Origin of the sequence: Kluyvera sp. CHPC 1.251 (assembly GCF_036759945.1) — a bacterium.
In the GTDB taxonomy this organism is placed as follows: Bacteria; Pseudomonadota; Gammaproteobacteria; order Enterobacterales; family Enterobacteriaceae; genus Kluyvera; species Kluyvera sichuanensis.
Genome location: NZ_JAPKIC010000001.1, coordinates 805,259 through 826,948, shown reverse-complemented (window position 1 = coordinate 826,948; position 21,690 = coordinate 805,259). Strand labels below are relative to the sequence as shown.

21 protein-coding genes are annotated in these 21,690 nt (G+C 51.3%); 7 read left to right on the top strand and 14 right to left on the bottom strand.

Annotation, left to right across the window (positions count from 1 at the left end; translation table 11 throughout):
• Positions 1–23: 23 nt before the first annotated feature.
• Positions 24–737 carry a TonB system transport protein TonB gene (gene tonB, locus V6940_RS03700; protein WP_220440820.1) on the bottom strand — a complete coding sequence of 238 codons (714 nt, stop codon included), beginning with the start codon at positions 735–737 and terminating at the stop codon, positions 24–26.
• A 220-nt stretch (positions 738–957) separates the two neighbouring features.
• Between tonB and V6940_RS03695 the strand changes: the two genes are divergently transcribed.
• Complete coding sequence (locus tag V6940_RS03695) at positions 958–1,254, top strand: YciI family protein (RefSeq protein WP_064545104.1); 297 nt, start codon at positions 958–960, stop codon at positions 1,252–1,254.
• A 62-nt stretch (positions 1,255–1,316) separates the two neighbouring features.
• On the opposite strand, the gene V6940_RS03690 is transcribed toward V6940_RS03695, so the two are convergent.
• On the bottom strand, positions 1,317–1,490 hold the full coding sequence (locus V6940_RS03690) for a YciY family protein (RefSeq protein WP_123652457.1): 174 nt from the start codon (positions 1,488–1,490) through the stop codon (positions 1,317–1,319).
• A 143-nt stretch (positions 1,491–1,633) separates the two neighbouring features.
• Between V6940_RS03690 and cls the strand changes: the two genes are divergently transcribed.
• Complete coding sequence (gene cls, locus V6940_RS03685) at positions 1,634–3,094, top strand: cardiolipin synthase (protein WP_333494867.1); 1,461 nt, start codon at positions 1,634–1,636, stop codon at positions 3,092–3,094.
• Positions 3,095–3,127: 33 nt separating this feature from the next.
• Entirely contained in the window at positions 3,128–3,457 is a 330-nt protein-coding gene (locus tag V6940_RS03680; RefSeq protein WP_185669961.1) for an HI1450 family dsDNA-mimic protein, read from the top strand.
• A gap of 40 nt (positions 3,458–3,497) precedes the next feature.
• On the opposite strand, the gene V6940_RS03675 is transcribed toward V6940_RS03680, so the two are convergent.
• The 8 genes from V6940_RS03675 to V6940_RS03640 all read right to left on the bottom strand — a co-directional run bounded on the left by V6940_RS03675 (position 3,498) and on the right by V6940_RS03640 (position 11,371).
• On the bottom strand, positions 3,498–4,340 hold the full coding sequence (locus V6940_RS03675) for an ion transporter (RefSeq protein ID WP_333494866.1): 843 nt from the start codon (positions 4,338–4,340) through the stop codon (positions 3,498–3,500).
• 53 nt (positions 4,341–4,393) lie between these two features.
• Positions 4,394–5,398, bottom strand: a complete 1,005-nt coding sequence (gene oppF, locus V6940_RS03670; RefSeq protein ID WP_333494865.1) for a murein tripeptide/oligopeptide ABC transporter ATP-binding protein OppF — start codon at positions 5,396–5,398, stop codon at positions 4,394–4,396.
• Entirely contained in the window at positions 5,395–6,390 is a 996-nt protein-coding gene (locus V6940_RS03665) for an ABC transporter ATP-binding protein (RefSeq protein WP_185669964.1), read from the bottom strand. Before V6940_RS03665 ends, oppF begins: the two co-directional genes overlap by 4 nt.
• 11 nt (positions 6,391–6,401) lie before the next feature.
• Positions 6,402–7,310, bottom strand: coding sequence for an oligopeptide ABC transporter permease OppC (gene oppC, locus V6940_RS03660; RefSeq protein WP_333494864.1), 909 nt, complete (start codon positions 7,308–7,310; stop codon positions 6,402–6,404).
• Between the two features lie 14 nt (positions 7,311–7,324).
• Complete coding sequence (oppB, locus tag V6940_RS03655; protein ID WP_035896056.1) at positions 7,325–8,245, bottom strand: oligopeptide ABC transporter permease OppB; 921 nt, start codon at positions 8,243–8,245, stop codon at positions 7,325–7,327.
• 85 nt (positions 8,246–8,330) lie between these two features.
• On the bottom strand, positions 8,331–9,962 hold the full coding sequence (gene oppA / locus V6940_RS03650; protein WP_185669966.1) for an oligopeptide ABC transporter substrate-binding protein OppA: 1,632 nt from the start codon (positions 9,960–9,962) through the stop codon (positions 8,331–8,333).
• A 47-nt stretch (positions 9,963–10,009) separates the two neighbouring features.
• Positions 10,010–10,132 carry a hypothetical protein gene (locus V6940_RS03645; protein WP_255581436.1) on the bottom strand — a complete coding sequence of 41 codons (123 nt, stop codon included), beginning with the start codon at positions 10,130–10,132 and terminating at the stop codon, positions 10,010–10,012.
• Positions 10,133–10,723: 591 nt separating this feature from the next.
• Positions 10,724–11,371: a YchE family NAAT transporter gene (locus tag V6940_RS03640; RefSeq protein ID WP_220440816.1), complete on the bottom strand. Its 648-nt coding sequence runs from the start codon at positions 11,369–11,371 to the stop codon at positions 10,724–10,726.
• 496 nt (positions 11,372–11,867) lie between these two features.
• Here V6940_RS03640 and adhE point away from each other — a divergent pair, with 496 nt between their 5' ends.
• A complete protein-coding gene (adhE, locus tag V6940_RS03635; protein ID WP_333494863.1) occupies positions 11,868–14,537 on the top strand; it encodes a bifunctional acetaldehyde-CoA/alcohol dehydrogenase in 2,670 nt (889 codons plus the stop codon).
• 139 nt (positions 14,538–14,676) lie between these two features.
• Here the strand turns inward: adhE and tdk are convergent, their stop codons facing one another.
• Positions 14,677–15,306, bottom strand: a complete 630-nt coding sequence (gene tdk, locus V6940_RS03630) for a thymidine kinase (protein ID WP_333494862.1) — start codon at positions 15,304–15,306, stop codon at positions 14,677–14,679.
• 910 nt (positions 15,307–16,216) lie between these two features.
• Here tdk and hns point away from each other — a divergent pair.
• A complete protein-coding gene (hns, locus tag V6940_RS03625) occupies positions 16,217–16,624 on the top strand; it encodes a histone-like nucleoid-structuring protein H-NS (RefSeq protein ID WP_185669730.1) in 408 nt (135 codons plus the stop codon).
• Positions 16,625–16,791: 167 nt separating this feature from the next.
• Here hns and galU read toward each other — a convergent pair whose 3' ends face one another.
• The 3 genes from galU to rssA form a co-directional block, all read right to left on the bottom strand.
• Positions 16,792–17,700 carry a UTP--glucose-1-phosphate uridylyltransferase GalU gene (galU, locus tag V6940_RS03620; protein ID WP_185669729.1) on the bottom strand — a complete coding sequence of 303 codons (909 nt, stop codon included), beginning with the start codon at positions 17,698–17,700 and terminating at the stop codon, positions 16,792–16,794.
• A gap of 320 nt (positions 17,701–18,020) precedes the next feature.
• Positions 18,021–19,034 carry a two-component system response regulator RssB gene (rssB, locus tag V6940_RS03615; protein ID WP_333494861.1) on the bottom strand — a complete coding sequence of 338 codons (1,014 nt, stop codon included), beginning with the start codon at positions 19,032–19,034 and terminating at the stop codon, positions 18,021–18,023.
• Positions 19,035–19,125: 91 nt separating this feature from the next.
• Entirely contained in the window at positions 19,126–20,037 is a 912-nt protein-coding gene (rssA, locus tag V6940_RS03610) for a patatin-like phospholipase RssA (RefSeq protein WP_185669727.1), read from the bottom strand.
• A 111-nt stretch (positions 20,038–20,148) separates the two neighbouring features.
• Here rssA and V6940_RS03605 point away from each other — a divergent pair, with 111 nt between their 5' ends.
• Together V6940_RS03605 and purU are read left to right on the top strand one after the other, a co-directional pair.
• Positions 20,149–20,607 carry a YchJ family protein gene (locus tag V6940_RS03605; RefSeq protein ID WP_333494860.1) on the top strand — a complete coding sequence of 153 codons (459 nt, stop codon included), beginning with the start codon at positions 20,149–20,151 and terminating at the stop codon, positions 20,605–20,607.
• Positions 20,608–20,652: 45 nt separating this feature from the next.
• On the top strand, positions 20,653–21,495 hold the full coding sequence (purU, locus tag V6940_RS03600; protein WP_185669725.1) for a formyltetrahydrofolate deformylase: 843 nt from the start codon (positions 20,653–20,655) through the stop codon (positions 21,493–21,495).
• The last annotated feature ends 195 nt before the right edge of the window (positions 21,496–21,690 follow it).

The window sequence follows — 21,690 nt, the reverse complement described above, 5'->3', positions numbered from 1 at the left end:
AGCCCCCTTTCGGGGGCTTTGCTTTAGTTCATCTGTACGCCCTTCAGGCGGAACTCAATATTCATAATCAGCCCCGTTCCCGGCTTACCGGATTCGTAGCGCCATTTACGCATCGCCGTTTTCACGTCACGTTCAAACATGTTAGATGGCTGAGCGGAGAGAATTTCTACGTTTTCAACGCGGCCATCGGCGGTCACGTCAAACTTCACCCGCACCTTGCCTTCAATACGTAATGCCTGCGCACGCGTTGGGTAACCCGGCTGCGGACGATTCAACGCACGTGGGCCCGTTGGCGTATTCACCGAAGGCGCACTTGCCCCCGGCAGATTGTTAGCAACGGAACGTGCTGGCGGCGCATCGTTGTTCACGGTAGAAAGCGGACGCTGTTCAACCGGCTTAACTTCCGGTTTCGGCTGCTCGACCTTTTTCACCGGCTTCGGTTTAGGTTTCGGCTTAGGCTTCGGTTTATGAATAACGACCGGGGCCTGCGGTACTTCAGGGATCGGTTCCGGCTCTGGCTCGGGTTCAGGCTCGACGACCGGTTGTGGCTGAACCACCGCCTGTGGCGGCTCTAAATCGGCAGGCGCGACCATGGTAATGGTAATCGGCTGAGCGGGTGCGGGCAGTTCAATAACCTGATGTACCGAGGTATAAAGCAGACCAGCGACGACGGCACCGTGAATACCAACAGAGAGTAACGTCGGCCACGGAAAGCGGCGAGGTAAATCAAGGGTCATTGCAGTCATAGTCGTTACAGTTGAAAAATGAGACCCTGATTTTAAATGCAAATGACAATCATATTCAATAAGACATCTTATCTTCGATCAATTTTTTCCCCTTCCTGCCTAAAAAACCCCCGCCAAAACACAACTTTTCACGCCGCTAAAACTTTGCATTGCAGTCGCTGGCGCTTTCCCTTACCGTAATTCGCAAATTATTTAAACAGGAGTTCCGCCCGTGCTTTACGTCATCTATGCCCAGGATATCGCCGACTCTCTTGAAAAACGTCTTTCCGTACGCCCTGCCCACCTCGCTCGCCTGCAGCTTCTGCACGACGAAGGCCGTCTGCTGACCGCTGGCCCGATGCCTGCCGTTGATAGCAACGATCCGGGCGCCGCCGGTTTCAGCGGTTCGACGGTTATTGCTGAATTTGAATCACTGGAAGCCGCGCAGTCATGGGCGCAGGATGACCCGTACGTTGCCGCGGGTGTATATCAGCAGGTTTCAGTAAAACCTTACAAGAAAGTATTTTGACAAAAGCAGGCTGGCACCTGCTTAAAAACTGAGGGCACCCTGACGGTGCCCTTTTTATATCATCAGAGATCGTAGATGGCGAACAGCAGGCAATTGCGCTGCCGACCGACAAGGCACTTTCTGATGGAGTGGATACGCATATTGCGACGCGACTGAGCTTCCAGCCAACGCGACTTACGACGGCTCGCTTGTCTCAGCATCCGCCAACGCCCCACTTCCGGTCTACTACGCTTCATTTCTAACGCTCTTTCAAAAAAAGACGGACCATTATAGCCCCTCGCTTAGTGCTGACCAGCGCTTTCTCATGGTGTTTTTATTTGCCAGACGCCTCCTGATGCGTAAACTCTTAACAACTGGCATTCAAAAGGATTTTCGACATATGACAACCGTCTACACCGTAGTGAGTTGGATGGCAATTTTGGGGTATTGGTTGTTGATAGCCGGGGTAACGCTACGTATTTTAATGAAGCGCCGCGCCGTGCCCTCAGCGATGGCCTGGCTGCTGGTTATCTATATCCTGCCGCTGGTTGGGATCATCGCCTACCTCTCTTTAGGTGAGCTCCATCTCGGTAAACGCCGCGCCGAACGCGCCCGCGCAATGTGGCCATCAACGGCGAAATGGCTTAACGACCTCAAAGCCTGCAAACATATTTTTGCCGAGGACAACAGTCAGGTCGCCTCTTCACTGTTCAAACTGTGCGAACGCCGCCAGGGCATTGCTGGCCTTAAGGGCAATCAGCTACAGCTGTTAACGGAATCCGATGATGTGATGCAGGCCATCATCCGTGATATTCAGCTCGCACGGCATAATATTGAGATGGTGTTCTATATCTGGCAGCCCGGCGGCATGGCCGATCAGGTTGCCGAGTCGCTGATGGCTGCTGCGCGACGCGGCGTGCACTGCCGCCTGATGCTCGACTCTGCTGGCAGCGTGGCGTTTTTCCGCAGCCCGTGGGCCGCGATGATGCGCAATGCTGGCATCGAAGTGGTGGAAGCCCTCAAAGTTAACCTGATGCGTGTTTTCCTGCGCCGTATGGACTTACGCCAGCATCGCAAAATGATCATGATTGATAACTATATTGCCTACACCGGCAGTATGAACATGGTCGACCCGCGCTTCTTTAAACAGGATTCTGGCGTCGGTCAGTGGATTGATTTGATGGCGCGAATGGAAGGCCCTATTGCTACCGGCATGGGGATTGTCTACTCCTGTGACTGGGAGATAGAAACCGGCAAGCGCATTTTACCGCCGACTCCAGACCTCAACATTATGCCGTTTGAAGAGGCCAGCGGGCACACCATCCAGACCATCGCCTCCGGCCCGGGCTTCCCGGAAGATTTGATTCACCAGGCATTGCTGACGGCGGCATACTCTGCCCGTGAGTATCTGATCATGACCACCCCCTACTTCGTCCCGAGCGAAGACCTGCTACATGCCATCTGCACTGCGGCTCAGCGTGGGGTTGATGTCAGCATTATTCTGCCGCGTAAGAACGATTCGGTGCTGGTGGGTTGGGCAAGCCGCGCCTTCTTTACCGAACTGCTGGCTGCGGGGGTGAAAATTTATCAATTTGAAGGTGGACTGCTGCACACCAAGAGCGTGCTGGTCGATGGGGAACTGAGCCTGGTCGGCACCGTTAATCTTGATATGCGCAGCCTGTGGCTCAATTTCGAGATCACGCTGGTGATTGATGATGCCGGATTCGGCGCCGATTTAGCCTCCGTGCAGGACGACTACATTTCCCGTTCCCGGTTACTGGATGCGCGGTTATGGGTTAAACGTCCCTTCTGGCACCGTATTGCCGAACGTCTGTTTTACTTCTTCAGTCCGTTGCTGTAAAACGTGCCCAACAGAACTCAACAGGTAGCCATCATGGATATGGATTTAAATAATCGTCTTACCGAAGACGAAACGCTCGAGCAGGCTTACGACATTTTCCTCGAGCTGGCGGTCGATAATCTCGACCCCGCCGATGTCCTTCTGTTCAACCTGCAGTTTGAAGAGCGCGGCGGCGCCGAACTGTTCGATCCGGCGGAAGACTGGCAGGAACACGTTGATTATGACCTGAACCCGGACTTCTTTGCGGAAGTGGTTATTGGTCTGGCAGACACCGACGGCGGCGAACTGAACGATATCTTCGCGCGCGTTCTGCTGTGCCGCGAAAAAGATCACAAGCTCTGCCATATTCTGTGGCGCGAATAAGTGAAATGTTGATCAAAGGGCAGCGTAACGCTGCCCTTTTTTATGCCCCAAGCTCACGGGGAAGCGCTGTTCCACATCCGTTGCAGTAACGCGCTTTCGGATCGTGGTCTCGCTGTTTGCAGTGCGGACACACACGTTCATGGCGGCGTTTTTGAAACTCTGCGGTCATCTGCGCAGTAATAATCCCGGTTGGGATAGCAATGACAGAGTAACCGATTAAGATAAGAATCGAGGCCACCGTTCTGCCTGGTGCGGTATGCGGCGTAATATCGCCATAGCCTACCGTCGTCACCGTGACAATCGCCCAATACACTGAAGTACTCAGCGTGGTAAAGCCGTTAACCGGCCCTTCTATGCCGTACATCAGCGCGCCCGCGACAACCATGACAATGCCAATAAAGGCGTAGAACAGAATCAGTTGATGCCGCGAATTAACGATAGCGCTCCACAAACTGTTCAGCGCAGGCATCAAGCGCAGTAGCTTCAGAATACGTAATACGCGAATCACACGCATCGCTCGCCAGGCGAACAGATACTCCACACCAATCTCTGGCCACAGTAAAATAACGTACAGCGGCAGAATAGTCGCGAGATCGATAAATCCCCAGAAGCTGAAAACGTAGCGCGCCGGTTTTGGCCAGCAGCACACCCGCAGAAGGTATTCCAGGGTAAACATAAGGGTAAATCCGACTTCCAGCAGCATGAATGCATGCCATTCGTCGAAGGTCAGATGGTAGGTTGTGCCAATCCCTGATTCGATAAAAATAACGATAACGCTTAAGAGCGCAAACAGTCCGCACAGCGCTTCAAACCGTCGTCCGGTGCGCGTACGTTGATCGAATAAGAAATGATAAAGACGATGGCGCAAAGCGCTAATAGCCACCACGTTATCTCCTCGTCAAAATAAAAGGGCTGGCAACTTGCCAGCCCTGACGATTATAACGGGTCAACCTTGAGACAGGAAACCGCGTGGCGGAAACTCCCTTCCAGAAGTGGACGCGTTTTCGCACATTCTGGTCCTGCCAACGGACAGCGCGTACGGAATACGCAGCCTGACGGCGGGTTAATCGGCGACGGCAGTTCCCCTTCCAGCAGTTGAATGGTTTTGTTCTGCTCCAGATCCGGGTCAGGCACCGGCACCGCGGACATCAGCGCCCTGGTATATGGATGAAGCGGATTGTTGTACACCTCATCGTAGGTACCAAGCTCCACCGCATGCCCCAGATACATCACCAGTACGCGGTCAGAGATATGCTTCACCACCGCAAGATCGTGGGCGATAAAGATAAGCGACAACCCCATCTCACGTTGCAGTTGCTGCAGCAGGTTCACCACCTGCGCCTGGATTGATACGTCCAGCGCCGACACCGGCTCATCACAGATGATCAGCTTTGGTTCGAGGATCAGCGCGCGGGCAATACCGATACGCTGGCACTGACCACCGGAAAACTCATGCGGATAACGGTTGACGAGGTTCGGCAGCAGACCCACCTTCATCATCATGGTTTTCACTTTATCGCGCACTTCCTGACGGGGCATCTGCGGATAGTAGGTGCGCAGCGGCTCAGCGATGATTTCGCCGATGGTCATACGCGGGTTCAACGAGGCCAGCGGATCCTGGAAAATCATCTGGATATCACTGCGCACGGCGCGCCACTCGTCCGGTTTCATCCCCAGCAGATCTTTGCCAAGCCAGGCCACTTTGCCTTCCGTTGCCTTCACCAGACCGATAATGGCGCGCGCGAAGGTTGACTTCCCGCAGCCAGACTCGCCTACCACGCCCAGCGTTTCACCTTCATACAGACGCAGGGTCACGCCATCGACTGCTTTCAGCGTTTTTGGCGGCTGCCAGAACCACTGTTTCCCATCTTTGATCTCGAAGTGGACCTTTAAGTCCGCGATTTCGAGCAACACTTTTCTTTCGTCAGTCACGGCGCTCATACCAGTTCCCCCACGTTTCTAAAGCAGGCACGTAAACGGCCCGGCGCAAACTCTTCCAGCGGCGGCGCACTATTGCAGGCCTCCATCGCATGTGGACAGCGAGGCTGGAACGGGCAACCGGTCGGCAAACGCAGCAGGTTCGGTGGGTTACCTGGGATAGTCAGCAACGACTCACCCTCGGCATCAAGACGTGGAACGGCATTCAGCAAACCAATAGAATACGGATGAGCAGGCTGATAGAACACATCGCGCGCCTTACCGTATTCCATGGTCCGCCCGGCGTACATCACCAGCACCTTATCGCAGATCCCGGCAACAACGCCCAGATCGTGGGTGATCATGATAATCGCCGTATTGAACTCGCGCTTCAACTCGTTCAACAGGGTCATAATTTGCGCCTGAACGGTCACGTCCAGCGCGGTAGTTGGTTCATCGGCAATCAACAGTTTTGGCCGGCAAAGTAGCGCCATGGCGATCATCACGCGCTGACGCATCCCGCCGGAGAACTCGTGCGGATACATCTTCATGCGCTTACGCGCTTCCGGCATTTTAACCGCGTCCAGCATTCTGACCGACTCTTCAAATGCTTCGGCCTTACCCATGCCTTTATGCAGCATCAGGACTTCCATTAACTGCTCGCCGACGCGCATATACGGGTTCAGTGAGGTCATTGGGTCCTGGAAAATCATCGAAATCTGTTCGGCGCGCAACTTGTTCAACTGATGCTCGGGCAGGTTAAGGATCTCTTTGCCGTTAAACAGCGCCGAACCGCCAATGCGCCCGTTGCTGGCCAGCAGCCCCATCAGCGCAAACGCAGTCTGCGACTTACCGGAACCAGACTCACCAACGATACCCAGCGTTTCACCCGCACGCAGGCTGAAGTTGAGATCGTTCACGGCGGTCACGTCACCGTCCGGGGTTTTAAAGGTGACGCGCAGATCTTTAACGCTAAGCAACCGCTCAGATGCCGTTGCCGTTTCAATTGTGCTCATGGCAACTCTCCTTAACGGTCTTTCGGGTCGAGGGCATCACGCAGGCCATCGCCGATAAAGTTAAAACAGAACAGGGTCACAACCAGGAACCCAGCCGGGAACAGCAGCAGCCACGGCGATACTTCCATTGAGTTCGCGCCATCGCTTAATAACGCACCCCAGCTACTCAACGGCTCCTGGGTACCCAGTCCGAGGAAGCTCAGGAAGGATTCAAACAGGATCATGCTCGGCACCAGCAGCGAGGCGTAAACCACCACCACGCCCAGCACGTTCGGCACGATATGGCGAACCACGATATTGACGGTAGAAACACCGCCAACCTGTGCCGCTTCGATAAACTCTTTGCGCTTCAGGCTGAGGGTCTGGCCACGCACGATACGCGCCATATCCAGCCAGGACACCATCCCGATAGCCACGAAGATCAGCAGGATGTTTTGCCCAAAGAACGTCACCAGCAGGATCACAAAGAACATGAACGGGAAGGAGTTGAGGATTTCCAGCAGGCGCATCATCACCGAATCGACTTTCCCACCCAGATAACCGGACAGTGAGCCATACAACGTGCCGACAATCACGGCTACCAGCGCAGCGGCGATCCCAACCATTAAGGAGATACGCCCACCGATAGCCACGCGCACCAGCAGGTCACGCCCGGAGGAGTCAGTGCCGAAGTAGTGACCGGAAGCCATATCCGGCGCGTTGGACATCATGCCCCAATCGGTGTCGAAGTAGGAGAACTGCGACAACATGGGCGCCAGCGTCACGAACAGTGCAATCACAACGAGCACAGCCAGGCTGGCAACCGCCGCGCGGTTGTGCATAAAGCGCCGACGCGCATCCTGCCAGAGGCTACGCCCTTCAACTTCCAGCTTCTCGCTGAAGTTTTCCAGCGCCTCGCTGTTTTTTTTACTTAACATCATGGCGAACTCCAGCCTTAGTAACGGATTTTCGGGTCAATCACGGCGTAGAGCACGTCTACTACCGCGTTAAACAGGATCGTCAGTGCGCCAACCAGAATGGTCAGGCTCAACACCAGGGAATAATCGCGGTTAAGCGCCCCGTTAACGAACAGCTGTCCAATCCCCGGTAAACCGTAGATTGTCTCGATAACCATCGAACCGGTAATAATACCGACGAAGGCTGGCCCCATATAAGAAAGCACCGGTAACAGCGCAGGTTTTAACGCATGGCGGAAAATAATCCGGCGCATCGGTAACCCTTTCGCCCGTGCGGTACGGATGAAGTTGGAGTGTAAAACCTCAATCATCGAGCCGCGGGTAATACGCGCAATGCTGGCAATATAGGCCAGAGAAAGCGCCACCATCGGTAGAATCATGAATTGAATCGCCCCGCCGTTCCAGCCACCGCCGGGCAGCCAATGCAGCGTGATCGCGAATATCATTACCAGCAGCGGCGCGACAACGAAGCTCGGTATGACCACCCCGGTCATTGCCACCCCCATTACCGCGTAATCCCATTTGGTGTTCTGTTTTAACGCCGCAATAACCCCGGCAGTCACTCCGAATATAACGGCCAACAGGAACGCCGCGGCACCCAATTTCGCCGATACCGGGAAGCTCACCGCCACCAGATCGTTAACGGTATAATCTTTGTATTTAAAGGAAGGGCCGAAATCACCGTGAGCAAGTTGCTTCAGGTAATTACCGTACTGAACCAGAATTGGATCGTTTAAATGATATTTCGCTTCGATGTTGGCCATCACTTCCGGCGGGAGCGTACGCTCACCCGTAAACGGGCTTCCCGGCGCAAGGCGCATCATAAAGAAGGAAATAGTAATAAGAATAAATAGCGTCGGAATCGCTTCCAAACAGCGGCGTAATATAAATTTTAACATTGCCCGTACCTTCTGGCATGTGCCTTTGCACTGCTCTCAAATAAGACACGATGGGGCGAGCCAGTACTCGCCCCACGTATTGCCATTAATGCTTGATAACGTAGAGGTCTTTAGTATAAACGTTATCCATCGGGTCTTTACCGGTATAGCCGCCAACCCATGGTTTCACCAGACGGGCGTTCACATAGTAATAGACCGGTACGATCGCGGTATCTTTATCCAGCTGTTGTTCAGCTTTCGCATACGCGGCAGTACGCTGCTCTTCATTAGACGCTTTCACTGACTCAGCCATGATCTTATCGAACGCTTCGCTCTTATAGTGCGCGGTGTTCATAGAGCTACCAGACAGCATGGTGTTCAGGAAGGAAGTTGGTTCGTTGTAGTCCGCACACCAGCCGGCGCGCGCAACGTCGTAAGTCCCCTGGTGACGCGTGTCGAGGAAGGTTTTCCATTCCTGGTTCACCAGCTTCACTTCTACGCCCAGGTTTTTACGCCACAGAGAGGCCGCAGCAATCGCCAGCTTCTTGTGCAGATCTGAAGTGTTGTACAGCAGGTTGAAGGTCAGCGGCTTATCAGCGGTATAACCCGCTTCGGCCAGCAGTTTCTTACCTTCTTCGTTACGTTTTTCCTGTGACCACTTGAACCATTCTGGTTCGGTCAGCTTCGCGCCATCGGTATACGGAGGGGTATAACCATAAGCTGGCAGGTCGCCCTGGCCTTTCACTTTGTTGGCGATAATATCGCGATCCAGACCCAGCTTCAGTGCGGTACGAACACGTGCGTCGGTAAACGGTGCTTTCTGGTTGTTAATTTCATAGTAATAAGTACACAGATACGGATCGACGTGAACTTCGTTCGGGATCTCTTTTTTCAGCTTCTGGAACAGTTCAATCGGCAGCTGGTTATAGGTCATATCCAGCTCGCCGCTACGATAGCGGTTAACGTAGGTAACTTCGGAAGACGTTGGCAGCCAGGTGACTTCATCAACGACGGTTTTGGCGTTATCCCAGTACTGTGGGTTACGTTCCATCACGATACGTTCGTTAACAACCCAATCTTTCAGGGTGTATGCACCGTTGGTCACGATATTGCCAGGCTGGGTCCATTTTTCGCCAAATTTTTCAATCGCGGGCTTGTAGACCGGAGACATCGCTGGGTTAACCAGCAGTTTATAGAAGTAAGGCACTGGCTCACTCAGAGTGACTTCCAGCGTGTGGTCATCCAACGCTTTCACGCCCAACTCGCTCGGCGCCTTTTTACCGTCGATGATATCATCAACGTTCACGATATGACCGTACTGCGGATAGCTGGCGTATGGGGATGCGGTTTTCGGATCCACCAGACGCTGCCAGCTATAGACGAAATCTTGTGCGGTAACCGGCTGGCCGTTAGACCATTTAGCGTCTTTACGCAGATGGAATGTCCAGACTTTAAAGTCTTTATTATCCCAGCTTTCTGCAACGCCCGGAATCGGGTGGCCGTCTTTCGGAGAGGTATTCAGCAACCCTTCGAACAGGTCGCGGCTAATATTCGCCTCAGGAACACCTTCAATTTTATTCGGATCGAGGGACTGCGGTTCTGCGCCACTGTTACGAACCAGCGTTTGCTTGCTTGCCAACTGTACGCCTGCAGGAACATCTGCAGCCATGACATTACCCGCGATCAGTGCGGTAAGAATGCCTGCCGCAACCAGGCTTTTTTTTGTGATGATGGACATTGTGTTGATACTCCGTTCATTATTATTACTGACTCACGCCAGCCTGTTTAATCCCGTTTCGGGTTCCCGTACAGCGCAGGAGATTTTTGCGTCTGCCGGGTCGTTTTACTGCTGCTATCACCGACTTTTTTATTACGGTTGCTCTTATTGGCAACCTGACGTCGATTCATTAAAAGCTTCCCCCCTGTCGGGAAACTTTTCTTATCCGTTAATAACTGCTTACAACCAGAAACAGTTACCGTTTACAAAATTTTATCTTGCGAATAACTCAGGCCGGAAAGTACCAAATGCCTATCACTGCCGCCAATATAATTTGCAAATTTGTTAAGCAATTCTCTTTTGCTCAACATACTGTGCGCTGCCCGCTAGCGTAATCGCAAAATCAATCTATCTGAAATCAATATTTTTCAATTAGATAGATGAAAACCAGTGCCCTGTACATATGCGTTCTGCAAAGGTGTGCGTTTTTTGTACGAAAATTTAACAGTTGCTTATTTTTTAGCACATAACTCTGCGTTGAAACTGAAATTACTAATATCATTTCAATTATCTAACAGCAAGCGCCAGAGTATGGTGTGAGAGAAATAACATGTGAGTTGTTGAGAAAGCAGACAGGAGGCGGGAGTATCTGATTGATTGAAATCAATTTTTTAAAACATTCAAATTAATTATGTATGGATTACAACAAAAGTTTAAGAATATGTTTTTCCAATAGTCACGGCGGTAATCGCGACAACAGCGCCACTACCGCCGCAGCATAATTAACCGACCAGACCGGGAAAGATGGATTTGATGCCGGTAACAATAAACTCAATGCCCAGCGCCATCAGCAGCAGACCCATAATACGCGTCACCACGTTGATCCCCGTCTGCCCCAACATACGAACTAACCACGGCGAAATACGGAAAATACCCCAGCAGCAGTAAGCAAACAGCGCGATGGACAGCGAGAAGCCGAGTAAATAAGGAAGAGAGTGGAAGCGTGTACCCCACACGATGGTCGAACTGATCGCCCCAGGCCCGGCCATCAACGGCAGAGCGAGCGGTACCACACCAAGGCTTTCGCGCACCGAGGTTTCCGATTTCTCCTGCTTATTTTGTTTGTCCTCTCCTAGCTTGCCGCTGATCATCGACATCGCGATGCTCACCACCAGAATCCCACCGGCGATACGGAAGGAATCAATGGAGATCCCGAACAGTTGCAGAATCAGGTCGCCAAGGAATAAAGACGTCAGCAGGATGATGGCGACGGAAAGGCTCGCCGTCAGGTTGGTTTTATTTCGCACCATCGCCGTCTGATTGCTCGTCAGACTGATGAAAACAGGAATCAGCCCCACCGGGTTGACCAGCGCAAACAGGCCGATAAAGAACTTAAAGAAGATAGGAAAATCAAACAGCGTTTGAATCACGTTAACCCCAGAGCATCATTAAAAGTTAGTAGTTGACGAACGGCAAACCATAATTTGCGCTGACAATACCCTGTTTAGGCCTTAGGTTCATCTGAATTATCCATAAAACCGGGTACAAAACAGAGTGTTACCGAGTTGTATAAAATATGCTAATGTTAAGCCCACAACTACTCACGATTGATTAACGGCATTTATAATTTGCTAAAAGCGCCATGCTGAAAGGTGTCAGCTTGGCTTAAACTTGATTTAGATCATGCAAATCGTACTCAGAAGTGGGTAATCTGCTTACACCGAAAGGGAAACGTCTTCATAAAAACAGCGTATCCTGGACGGTGAGCTCCTTGGCTAAATCGAAGCTCTTTTAGTAAATCAGTGAATCAGTTCGTCGATAACACCTTGTTTCCTTAACTTTTTCGCCAGCTGCAGGCGATTTGTCTATACTGACTTGTCGAGCAGATGATTCACTAAAAAAGTTTAACATTATCAGGAGAGCATTATGGCTGTTACTAATGTCGCTGAACTTAACGCACTCGTAGAGCGCGTAAAAAAAGCCCAGCGTGAATATGCCAGTTTCACTCAAGAGCAAGTTGACAAAATCTTCCGCGCCGCCGCTCTGGCCGCTGCAGATGCTCGAATCCCTCTCGCAAAAATGGCCGTTGCCGAATCGGGCATGGGTATTGTTGAAGACAAAGTGATCAAAAACCACTTCGCTTCAGAATATATCTACAACGCCTATAAAGATGAAAAGACCTGTGGTGTTCTGTCTGAAGACGACACTTTCGGTACCATCACCATTGCTGAACCAATCGGCATCATCTGCGGTATCGTACCGACCACTAACCCAACTTCTACCGCTATCTTCAAATCGCTGATCAGCCTGAAGACGCGTAACGCCATCATCTTCTCTCCGCACCCACGTGCTAAAGATGCAACCAACAAAGCAGCAGATATCGTTCTGCAGGCTGCAATCGCTGCTGGCGCACCAAAAGATCTGATCGGCTGGATTGACCAACCGTCTGTAGAACTGTCTAACGCACTGATGCACCACCCGGATATCAACCTGATCCTCGCGACCGGTGGTCCAGGCATGGTTAAAGCGGCATACAGCTCCGGTAAACCAGCTATCGGCGTAGGCGCAGGTAACACCCCTGTTGTTATCGACGAAACCGCTGATATCAAACGTGCTGTCGCATCTGTTCTGATGTCTAAAACCTTCGATAACGGCGTAATCTGTGCTTCTGAACAGTCGGTTGTTGTTGTTGACTCCGTTTACGATGCCGTTCGCGAACGTTTCGCAAGCCACGGCGGCTACATGCTGCAGGGCAAAGAGCTGAAAGCCGTTCAGGACATCATCCTGAAAAATGGCGCGCTGAACGCCGCTATCGTTGGTCAGCCAGCATACAAAATTGCTGAACTGGCAGGCTTCACCGTTCCGGTAACCACTAAAATCCTGATTGGTGAAGTGAAAGTTGTCGACGAAAGCGAGCCGTTTGCACACGAAAAACTGTCTCCAACTCTGGCGATGTATCGTGCAAAAGACTTCAACGATGCTGTTGAGAAAGCTGAAAAACTGGTTGCGATGGGCGGTATCGGTCATACCTCTTGCCTGTACACCGACCAGGACAACCAGCCAGAACGCGTTGCTCACTTCGGTCAGATGATGAAAACCGCGCGTATCCTGATCAACACCCCTGCTTCCCAGGGTGGTATCGGTGACCTCTACAACTTCAAACTCGCACCTTCCCTGACTCTGGGTTGTGGTTCATGGGGTGGTAACTCCATCTCTGAAAACGTTGGTCCTAAGCACCTGATCAACAAGAAAACCGTTGCTAAGCGAGCTGAAAACATGTTGTGGCACAAACTTCCGAAATCTATCTACTTCCGTCGTGGCTCACTGCCAATCGCGTTAGATGAGCTGATTACTGATGGCCACAAACGCGCGCTGATCGTAACTGACCGCTTCCTGTTCAACAATGGCTACGCAGACCAGATCACTTCTGTACTGAAAGCAGCTGGCGTTGAAACTGATGTGTTCTTCGAAGTTGAAGCTGACCCGACTCTGACCATCGTTCGTAAAGGTGCAGAGCTGGCGAACTCCTTCAAACCAGACGTGATCATCGCACTGGGCGGCGGTTCCCCGATGGACGCAGCCAAAATCATGTGGGTCATGTACGAACACCCAGAAACTCACTTCGAAGAACTGGCGCTGCGCTTTATGGACATCCGTAAACGTATCTACAAGTTCCCGAAAATGGGCGTGAAAGCGAAAATGGTTGCTATCACCACCACTTCCGGTACCGGTTCTGAAGTGACGCCGTTTGCGGTAGTAACCGACGACGCAACTGGCCAGAAATACCCACTGGCTGACTACGCGCTGACTCCAGACATGGCAATTGTTGATGCCAACCTGGTTATGGATATGCCGAAGTCCCTGTGTGCTTTCGGTGGTCTGGATGCGGTGACTCACGCCCTGGAAGCTTACGTTTCCGTACTGGCTTCCGAGTTCTCCGACGGTCAGGCTCTGCAGGCTCTGAAACTGCTGAAAGAAAACCTGCCAGCGTCCTACCACGAAGGTTCTAAGAACCCGGTAGCACGTGAGCGCGTTCACAGTGCAGCGACCATCGCAGGTATCGCGTTTGCGAACGCCTTCCTGGGTGTATGTCACTCCATGGCGCACAAGCTGGGCTCTCAGTTCCACATTCCTCACGGTCTGGCGAACGCCCTGCTGATCAGCAACGTTATTCGTTATAACGCGAACGACAACCCAACCAAACAGACTGCATTCAGCCAGTACGACCGTCCACAAGCACGTCGTCGCTACGCTGAAATCGCTGACCATCTGGGTCTGTCTGCACCGGGCGACCGTACTGCAGCGAAAATCGAAAAACTGCTGGGCTGGCTGGAAGAGATCAAAGCTGAACTGGGTATTCCTAAGTCTATCCGTGAAGCTGGCGTACAGGAAGCTGACTTCCTGGCACACGTTGACAAACTGTCTGAAGATGCGTTTGATGACCAGTGCACCGGTGCTAACCCGCGTTACCCACTGATTTCTGAACTGAAACAGATCCTTATGGATACTTACTACGGCCGTAATTTCGTAGAAGGCGCTGTAGAAGAGAAGAAAGAAGCCGCTCCAGCTAAAGCTGAGAAAAAAGCGAAGAAATAATCCGCTAATTTCTGGCTGAAAAGCAAAATGAACAAGCCCCATCACTGATGGGGCTTTTTTTATGCCTGATAAACGGTATATACAAGGCAACGCGTTCCCTGCCCGTCTCTAAAACGGCAGGAAACGCATCAGGAAGGGATTAACAGGAGCGGCAGGTATGACGATGTTGATCCTGAATAACGGCCAGTGAGCCCTCTTCCAGCGCTTCTTTGTAATGCTTACGACAAACAGAGACATAGCGCTCGTTACCGCCAATCACCACCTGTTCACCTTCGTTGTAGGGACGCCCTTCTTGATCGAGGCGCAGCACCATGCTGGCCTTACGCCCGCAGAAGCAAATCGTTTTTAGTTCGACCAGCTTATCAGAGAGTGCCAGCAGGTACTGACTGCCGCTAAACAGTTCACCACGGAAATCGGTTCTTAGGCCATAGCACAATACTGGAATATCCAGATTGTCCACCACGTCAGAGAGCGCGTAGACCTGCTCACGCGTCAGGAACTGGCATTCATCCACCAGCACGCAATTAACCGCCTCACGAGCGTTCTCAGCGTTAATTTCATCAAACAACTGGCTGTTCTGATTAAACAGCTTTGCAGGCGATGAGAGGCCGATACGCGAACTAACCTTACCGGCACCAAACCGATCGTCTATTTCAGCGGTATAAACGATGGTGCGCATCCCCCGCTCCTGGTAATTGTACGACGACTGTAACAGTGCCGTCGATTTGCCCGCATTCATTGCTGAGTAGTAGAAATAAAGTTGTGCCATTGGCTGAGGAGTCCTAATCGATGCGTTTTTTAAACGGAGCGCAGTGTACCATATTAGCCCCCAGGCTTCCTGTGTCATCCGGACGTTATGTATACCTCAACATAGGGATAAACACAGCATAAGGGCATACGCGACGCTGGCTGGAAATATTAAACAATACCTCAACGCGCTCTTGCATAATGTCTCGGTACACACCCGTAACATCATCATTCAACTGAACTATTTAATCGTTTGCCTACCTGCGCACACGTAGGGGTAATGATCACAGGATAAAAAAATAGCTAGCCAGATTAATAGTTGAAAAGATTAATGAGTTCAGCAGAGAAAATGTGATCCACCACAATTTGTGTAGCGGAGTCCTTACCATTGTTATCTGCAAATTAAACGTAATCTCTCGAAAATAACATCGTCATAACTATGGACATAACCCCGCAGTCCAGTATGCCGTGCGGCACAATAGCCATTTTCGTCCATTGAACTTACTTACCGTGCGTATACAATTTATCGCCGCATGCTATCAATCAAATAGATGAATGAAGGTTAAGAAACAGAGCAGCAGAAAGCCTGGGGAGCGCAAAGCCGTCAGGTAGCATCCCCGTTATCCACGATAACACCGTGTTCGGCAAAGGATGCGCTCTGGCTAATACATAAGGTTGATATTTATCCATACGGAGTATATTTATGTGGGTAAACCGTCCTGCATCCCGCGTGTAATCACGTGTTGCTCTTCAACAATAAGCGCAGCGAGGCAGTGGGTGTTCATCAGCAATTTAACTTATACATATTAAATATCGCACCAAATAACAGGTTATTTTGAATTCCTTACATTCTTCCCTATTGCACAACTGATTTTATCGCTCTATTATTACCTCAACAAACCACCCCACAATATAAGTTTGAGATTACTACAATGAGCGAAGCACTTAAAATTTTGAACAACATCCGTACTCTTCGTGCGCAGGCAAGAGAATGCACCCTTGAAACGCTTGAAGAAATGCTGGAAAAATTAGAAGTTGTTGTTAACGAACGTCGTGAAGAAGAAAATGCGGCAGCTGCTGAAGTTGAAGAGCGCACTCGTAAACTGCAACAATATCGTGAAATGCTGATTGCTGACGGCATTGACCCGAACGAACTGCTGAATAGCATGGCTGCTGCTAAAGTTGGCACTAAAGCTAAACGTGCTGCTCGTCCGGCTAAATATAGCTACGTAGACGAAAACGGCGAAACTAAAACCTGGACTGGTCAGGGCCGTACTCCAGCAGTTATCAAAAAAGCAATGGAAGAACAGGGTAAATCCCTGGACGATTTCCTGATCTAAGGTTAATCCACCCTGCTTCGTAAAAATCCCGCTTCGGCGGGATTTTTTATATCTGAAAAACGCCGATGTTGATAACAAGCAAGTACATTGGCGCTCGTTTTTTATCCATTTGTGTTATTTAGATATAAAAAAGCCGGGTTTCCCCGGCTTTAGCAACATTCGTTAAATTACTTCGCAACGCCCAGCGTGTCTTGCAGCCAGGCTTTGAAATCTTCACCCAGCGTATTGTGGCGAATACCGTATTCAACAAACGCCTGCATATAACCGAGTTTATTCCCACAGTCGTGGCTTTTGCCTTTCATGTGATACGCTTCAACCGTTTCTTTTTCGATCAGCATATCAATGGCATCGGTTAACTGAATTTCGTCACCGGCTCCCGGAGGGGTTTTTGCCAGCAGCGGCCAGATTTCAGCGCTCAGGACATAACGACCTACAACGGCCAGGTTAGACGGCGCAACATCAGCTTTTGGCTTCTCAACCACGCCAACCATCGGGACGCTATCGCCTGGGTTCAGCGCGGCACCTTTACAGTCAACCACGCCGTACGCCGTCACGTCTGCTACCGGCTCAACCATGATCTGACTTGCGCCAGTTTCATCGAAACGCGCAATCATATCAGCAAGGTTGTCACGGCTCAGATCGGATTCATATTCATCCAGAATCACGTCTGGCAGAATAACCGCAACGGGTTCATCACCCACAACAGGATGAGCACACAGCACCGCATGACCCAGGCCTTTCGCCAGACCCTGACGCACCTGCATGATGGTCACATGCGGTGGACAGATAGACTGCACCTCTTCCAGAAGCTGACGTTTTACGCGCTTCTCCAGCATGGCTTCAAGCTCGAAGCTGGTGTCAAAGTGGTTTTCAATGGAATTCTTGGAAGAATGGGTAACCAGTACAATTTCAGTGATACCAGCTGCAATACACTCGTTCACAACATACTGAATTAAAGGCTTATCCACCAACGGCAGCATTTCTTTAGGGATTGCTTTCGTTGCTGGCAGCATCCTTGTACCTAATCCCGCCACCGGGATTACAGCCTTTCTTACTTTCGAATTTAGGGCAGCCATTCAAATCTCCTGAACTGTTCAAACTTTGAACTTGCTCGTTAATTAATAACGCAATAAGTATATCATCACAGCCACATGAGGCTGCTCCGAAAAGAATGCGTTAACCTCGAATTAAGATTAATACTCGAAGAAGTCGAGCTGTAGGAGGGAACGCCGCTCATAAACTCAGGTTACAGATTGAAACACTGTCACAAAAGTAATGAACCTGACCAACGCACCAGCACGCTGAAACATGACGAGTATATCCACATCAATTTGCCAGATAGTATCACTACGGCAGATAAGCTGTTAAAGCTATCCCTGTAAAAAAATGCGTTTGCTCATTCCGCAGACAACATTAAGCGTAAACGGCCACCATTACCCCAAATCTGACACTGCCATGAAGTGCAGCGTTGGCTTATTTGATTGAGATAGGCCGTTCCTAACGTCCCTAGAGGAACGCCGTTACTTATTTGTATTTGATGCTCACCGGTATTTAAGGTTCCATTCAAACCAGCTGACACGAGGATAAGATTTTTTAATCCGCTATGGTAATAGCCAACCAATAGTGGGAACTGACCTGGAAGATTTGCCTGGCGAAGAAGTTGGTTGACCTGTTTTAACAAACTGCCCAATTCCGGTAGCCGTTGCCCCTGGTGGGAAAGCTGCTCCTGAAGCAGGCCATTAAAAAGCACGCGAAGTAATAACGCCGCCAGTACGCCATTATCCCCTGCTCGGGTGACATCCAGGCAATAAAAAGCCAAATCGTGTTCGGATAGCGGTGCAATATCGAGCACCAACCCCGGCGCGTCCACCGCCATTAATTGGCGATAATTTATGCGGCAGCGTGAAATAACCTGCTGAACAGGCGGCTGCAACTCCTGTAAGAGCTTAGCCGCGGCTGTAGGATTGTTAACCAACGCGTCCCAATCTTCAAATAACCGCTCTTCTTCTTCCACCCGGGAATTAAACATATTGGGATAAAGACAGGCCAGTACCGTCTCACGCAGTCGGTTAAGGTCTTTCACCGGTTTTAATAAGACGTCCTGTACGCCAAGGCGCAGCGCTTTGGCAATATCGGCCATATTTTCAGTGGCAGAGATAATCAGGATAGGAATCTGCTCACCGGCGTTGCGGACGTGCTCTACCAGCTGCAGCCCATTCATGCGAGGCATCGCGAGATCGCAAATCATCAGGTCAGGTTTTTGCAGCGCCATCTGCGCCAGGGCGTCGACGCCGTCCTGTGCTACCAGGGTTTTTGCGCCCAGCGACGAAAGCCATGAGTCCATAAGTGAGCGGAAAACGGGTTCGTCTTCGACTATCAAAATCTGTTTTCCCGCCAACGGCTGCGTCATGATGTCTCCCCTGCCCGACGATAATTAAATAGTGGCATGCTATTGTGATAATCGCCTGTCAGAATATGCTGAAGTAGTCGAAAAAAATGCCTTAAGTCGAACTCTGTACCAAAGGCAAAAGCTCATCTGTCTTTTTTTCAACCGCTTGTTGACCCGCGGCTATTGCAGATGAGGCTCGATGAAAATCCAGTGTCGAGATCTGGGGGCAAAACGGCTGTAATAAAATATCCGGCGGGTCACCCGCCATGCGGTTTCGCTTTAGTCTGTTTTCCAGGACCTGGATTGATGTTGTCATGATTTCCATCGCCGTCGGCGCTACGACCGAACGACGCGCAGCGGCACGGCCGAGCCGGGCACGCAGACGCTCATGCCATGATAGCTCATCTGCTGATTCATTCATCTCTTCATCAGGCTGAATATGGACGGACAGGAGATCCTGCTGCATAAGATGTGCGTCATGTTGCAAATCAACCGCTATCACAATATCGGCTCCCAGCGCACGGGTCAGCGAAACGGGAACCGGATTAACCACCGCGCCGTCAACCAGCCAGTAGCCGTTATGTAGCACTGGCGCCATCAACCCTGGGATGCTGCAGGACGCTCGCACCGCCATGTGCAGGTCGCCTTCGGTAAACCAAAGCTCACGCCCGGTACTCAGATTAGTCGCTACCGCCGCAAAACGCCTCTCGCACTGTTCAATCACTTCGTTGGGCATAATCTGCCGATACTGATTAAACACCCGCTCGCCGCGCAGAAGCCCGCCGCGCCGCCAGGAGAGATCCATCAGGCGCAAAACGTCCCAGTAGCTAAATGAACAGACCCACTCCTCCAGTTGAGGAAGCCGATTGCTGGCATACGCCGCCCCGACCAGTGAACCGATGGAGCACCCCGCGACAATATCAATCTCGATGCCCATCTTCTGTAGCGCTTTAATGACCCCGATATGCGACCAGCCTCGCGCAGCTCCTGAGCCTAATGCCAGGCCAATTTTAATTTTTCTCATTGCGACCGATGAACATCCTCTTACTGATAGCGTGGCATCATTGCCAGCGCTCGGTTAACATAGTGCTATCGGGCGTTAAAACGCCGTTAATTATCGATTCAGGAGTTGTCTTTGTCTGAACTGTGCCCTTGTGGCAGCGCTCTCGAGTATAGCTTATGTTGCCAGCGTTATCTGTCCGGTAACGAATGTGCCGCCGAGCCGTCACTGCTGATGCGCTCACGCTATACTGCCTTTGTTAAGCGGGATGCCGATTACCTGGTGAAAACCTGGCATCCTTCCTGTCAGGCTGGAACCTTTCGTGACGACATCCAGAACGGATTTGGTCAGACCGAATGGCTGGGGCTGACCGTCTTCGCGACTGACCCAGGCCGTTCGCCTGATGAAGGCTTCGTCAGCTTCGTGGCCCGTTTTCGAGAAAATAACAAGAGTGGCGCCATCATTGAGCGTTCACGATTCTTAAAAGAAAACGGCCAGTGGTACTATATTGATGGCACCCGTCCATTAATTGGCAGAAATGATCCCTGCCCCTGTGGTTCAGGTAAAAAATTTAAAAAATGCTGCGGGCAATAAGCCCGGAACAGCTTCGCAAACATCATCAACAGGATTTACCCGGCAATGCATTCCATTCAACGTAAAGTTCTTCGCACCATCTGCCCTGACCAAAAAGGGCTTATCGCGCGCATCACCAACATCTGCTATAAGCACGAGCTGAATATCGTGCAGAACAACGAGTTCGTCGATCACCGCACCGGCCGCTTCTTTATGCGCACCGAGCTCGAAGGGATCTTCAACGACTCCACCCTGCTGGCAGACTTAGACAGCGCGCTGCCGGAAGGCTCCGTTCGCGAATTAAATCCAGCCGGCCGCCGTCGCATCGTGATCCTGGTGACCAAAGAGGCCCATTGCCTCGGCGATCTGCTGATGAAGGCCAACTATGGCGGTCTTGACGTCGACATTGCCGCCGTGATTGGCAACCACGACACGCTGCGTTCGCTGGTTGAGCGTTTCGGTATTCCATTCGAGCTGGTCAGCCATGAAGGGCTGGCGCGTGAAGAGCACGATAAGCTGATGGCGGATGCCATTGAAGCGCACCAGCCGGACTATGTGGTGCTGGCGAAATATATGCGCGTGCTGACGCCTGAATTCGTTTCTCGCTTCCCGAACAAGATTATCAACATCCACCACTCGTTCCTGCCGGCGTTTATCGGCGCGCGTCCGTACCATCAGGCCTACGAGCGCGGCGTGAAGATTGTTGGCGCTACGGCTCACTATGTGAACGATAATCTGGACGAAGGCCCAATCATTATGCAGGACGTCATTCACGTCGATCACACCTACACGGCGGAAGATATGATGCGTGCCGGTCGCGACGTGGAGAAAAACGTTCTCAGCCGTGCGCTGTACCAGGTATTAGCGCAGCGCGTCTTCGTATACGGCAATCGAACGATTATTCTTTAATCGCTAGCGAAATGAATTGATTAGCTTTAATCCGTTACGGACAAAAAGCATGCAAACAGTTCATTTTCGGTAAACGAATGCTTTACAGCGGCGCGTCATTTGATATGATGCGCCCCGCTTCCCCAGAAGGAAGCAGGCCAGTAAAACCAAGCTTTACCCCGTGGTGGGGTTCCCGAGCGGCCAAAGGGAGCAGAC

Coding starts and splice junctions, on each gene's coding strand:
- V6940_RS03645 (WP_255581436.1), bottom strand. CDS start 10,132: ATGAATCGACGTCAGGTTGCCAATAAGAGCAACCGTAATAAAAAAGTC.
- oppF (WP_333494865.1), bottom strand. CDS start 5,398: ATGAGCGCCGTGACTGACGAAAGAAAAGTGTTGCTCGAAATCGCGGAC.
- oppC (WP_333494864.1), bottom strand. CDS start 7,310: ATGATGTTAAGTAAAAAAAACAGCGAGGCGCTGGAAAACTTCAGCGAG.
- galU (WP_185669729.1), bottom strand. CDS start 17,700: ATGGCTGCCCTAAATTCGAAAGTAAGAAAGGCTGTAATCCCGGTGGCG.
- hns (WP_185669730.1), top strand. CDS start 16,217: ATGAGCGAAGCACTTAAAATTTTGAACAACATCCGTACTCTTCGTGCG.
- V6940_RS03665 (WP_185669964.1), bottom strand. CDS start 6,390: ATGAGCACAATTGAAACGGCAACGGCATCTGAGCGGTTGCTTAGCGTT.
- V6940_RS03680 (WP_185669961.1), top strand. CDS start 3,128: ATGGATATGGATTTAAATAATCGTCTTACCGAAGACGAAACGCTCGAG.
- tdk (WP_333494862.1), bottom strand. CDS start 15,306: ATGGCACAACTTTATTTCTACTACTCAGCAATGAATGCGGGCAAATCG.
- cls (WP_333494867.1), top strand. CDS start 1,634: ATGACAACCGTCTACACCGTAGTGAGTTGGATGGCAATTTTGGGGTAT.
- V6940_RS03690 (WP_123652457.1), bottom strand. CDS start 1,490: ATGAAGCGTAGTAGACCGGAAGTGGGGCGTTGGCGGATGCTGAGACAA.
- purU (WP_185669725.1), top strand. CDS start 20,653: ATGCATTCCATTCAACGTAAAGTTCTTCGCACCATCTGCCCTGACCAA.
- rssA (WP_185669727.1), bottom strand. CDS start 20,037: ATGAGAAAAATTAAAATTGGCCTGGCATTAGGCTCAGGAGCTGCGCGA.
- adhE (WP_333494863.1), top strand. CDS start 11,868: ATGGCTGTTACTAATGTCGCTGAACTTAACGCACTCGTAGAGCGCGTA.
- oppA (WP_185669966.1), bottom strand. CDS start 9,962: ATGTCCATCATCACAAAAAAAAGCCTGGTTGCGGCAGGCATTCTTACC.
- tonB (WP_220440820.1), bottom strand. CDS start 737: ATGACCCTTGATTTACCTCGCCGCTTTCCGTGGCCGACGTTACTCTCT.
- oppB (WP_035896056.1), bottom strand. CDS start 8,245: ATGTTAAAATTTATATTACGCCGCTGTTTGGAAGCGATTCCGACGCTA.
- rssB (WP_333494861.1), bottom strand. CDS start 19,034: ATGACGCAGCCGTTGGCGGGAAAACAGATTTTGATAGTCGAAGACGAA.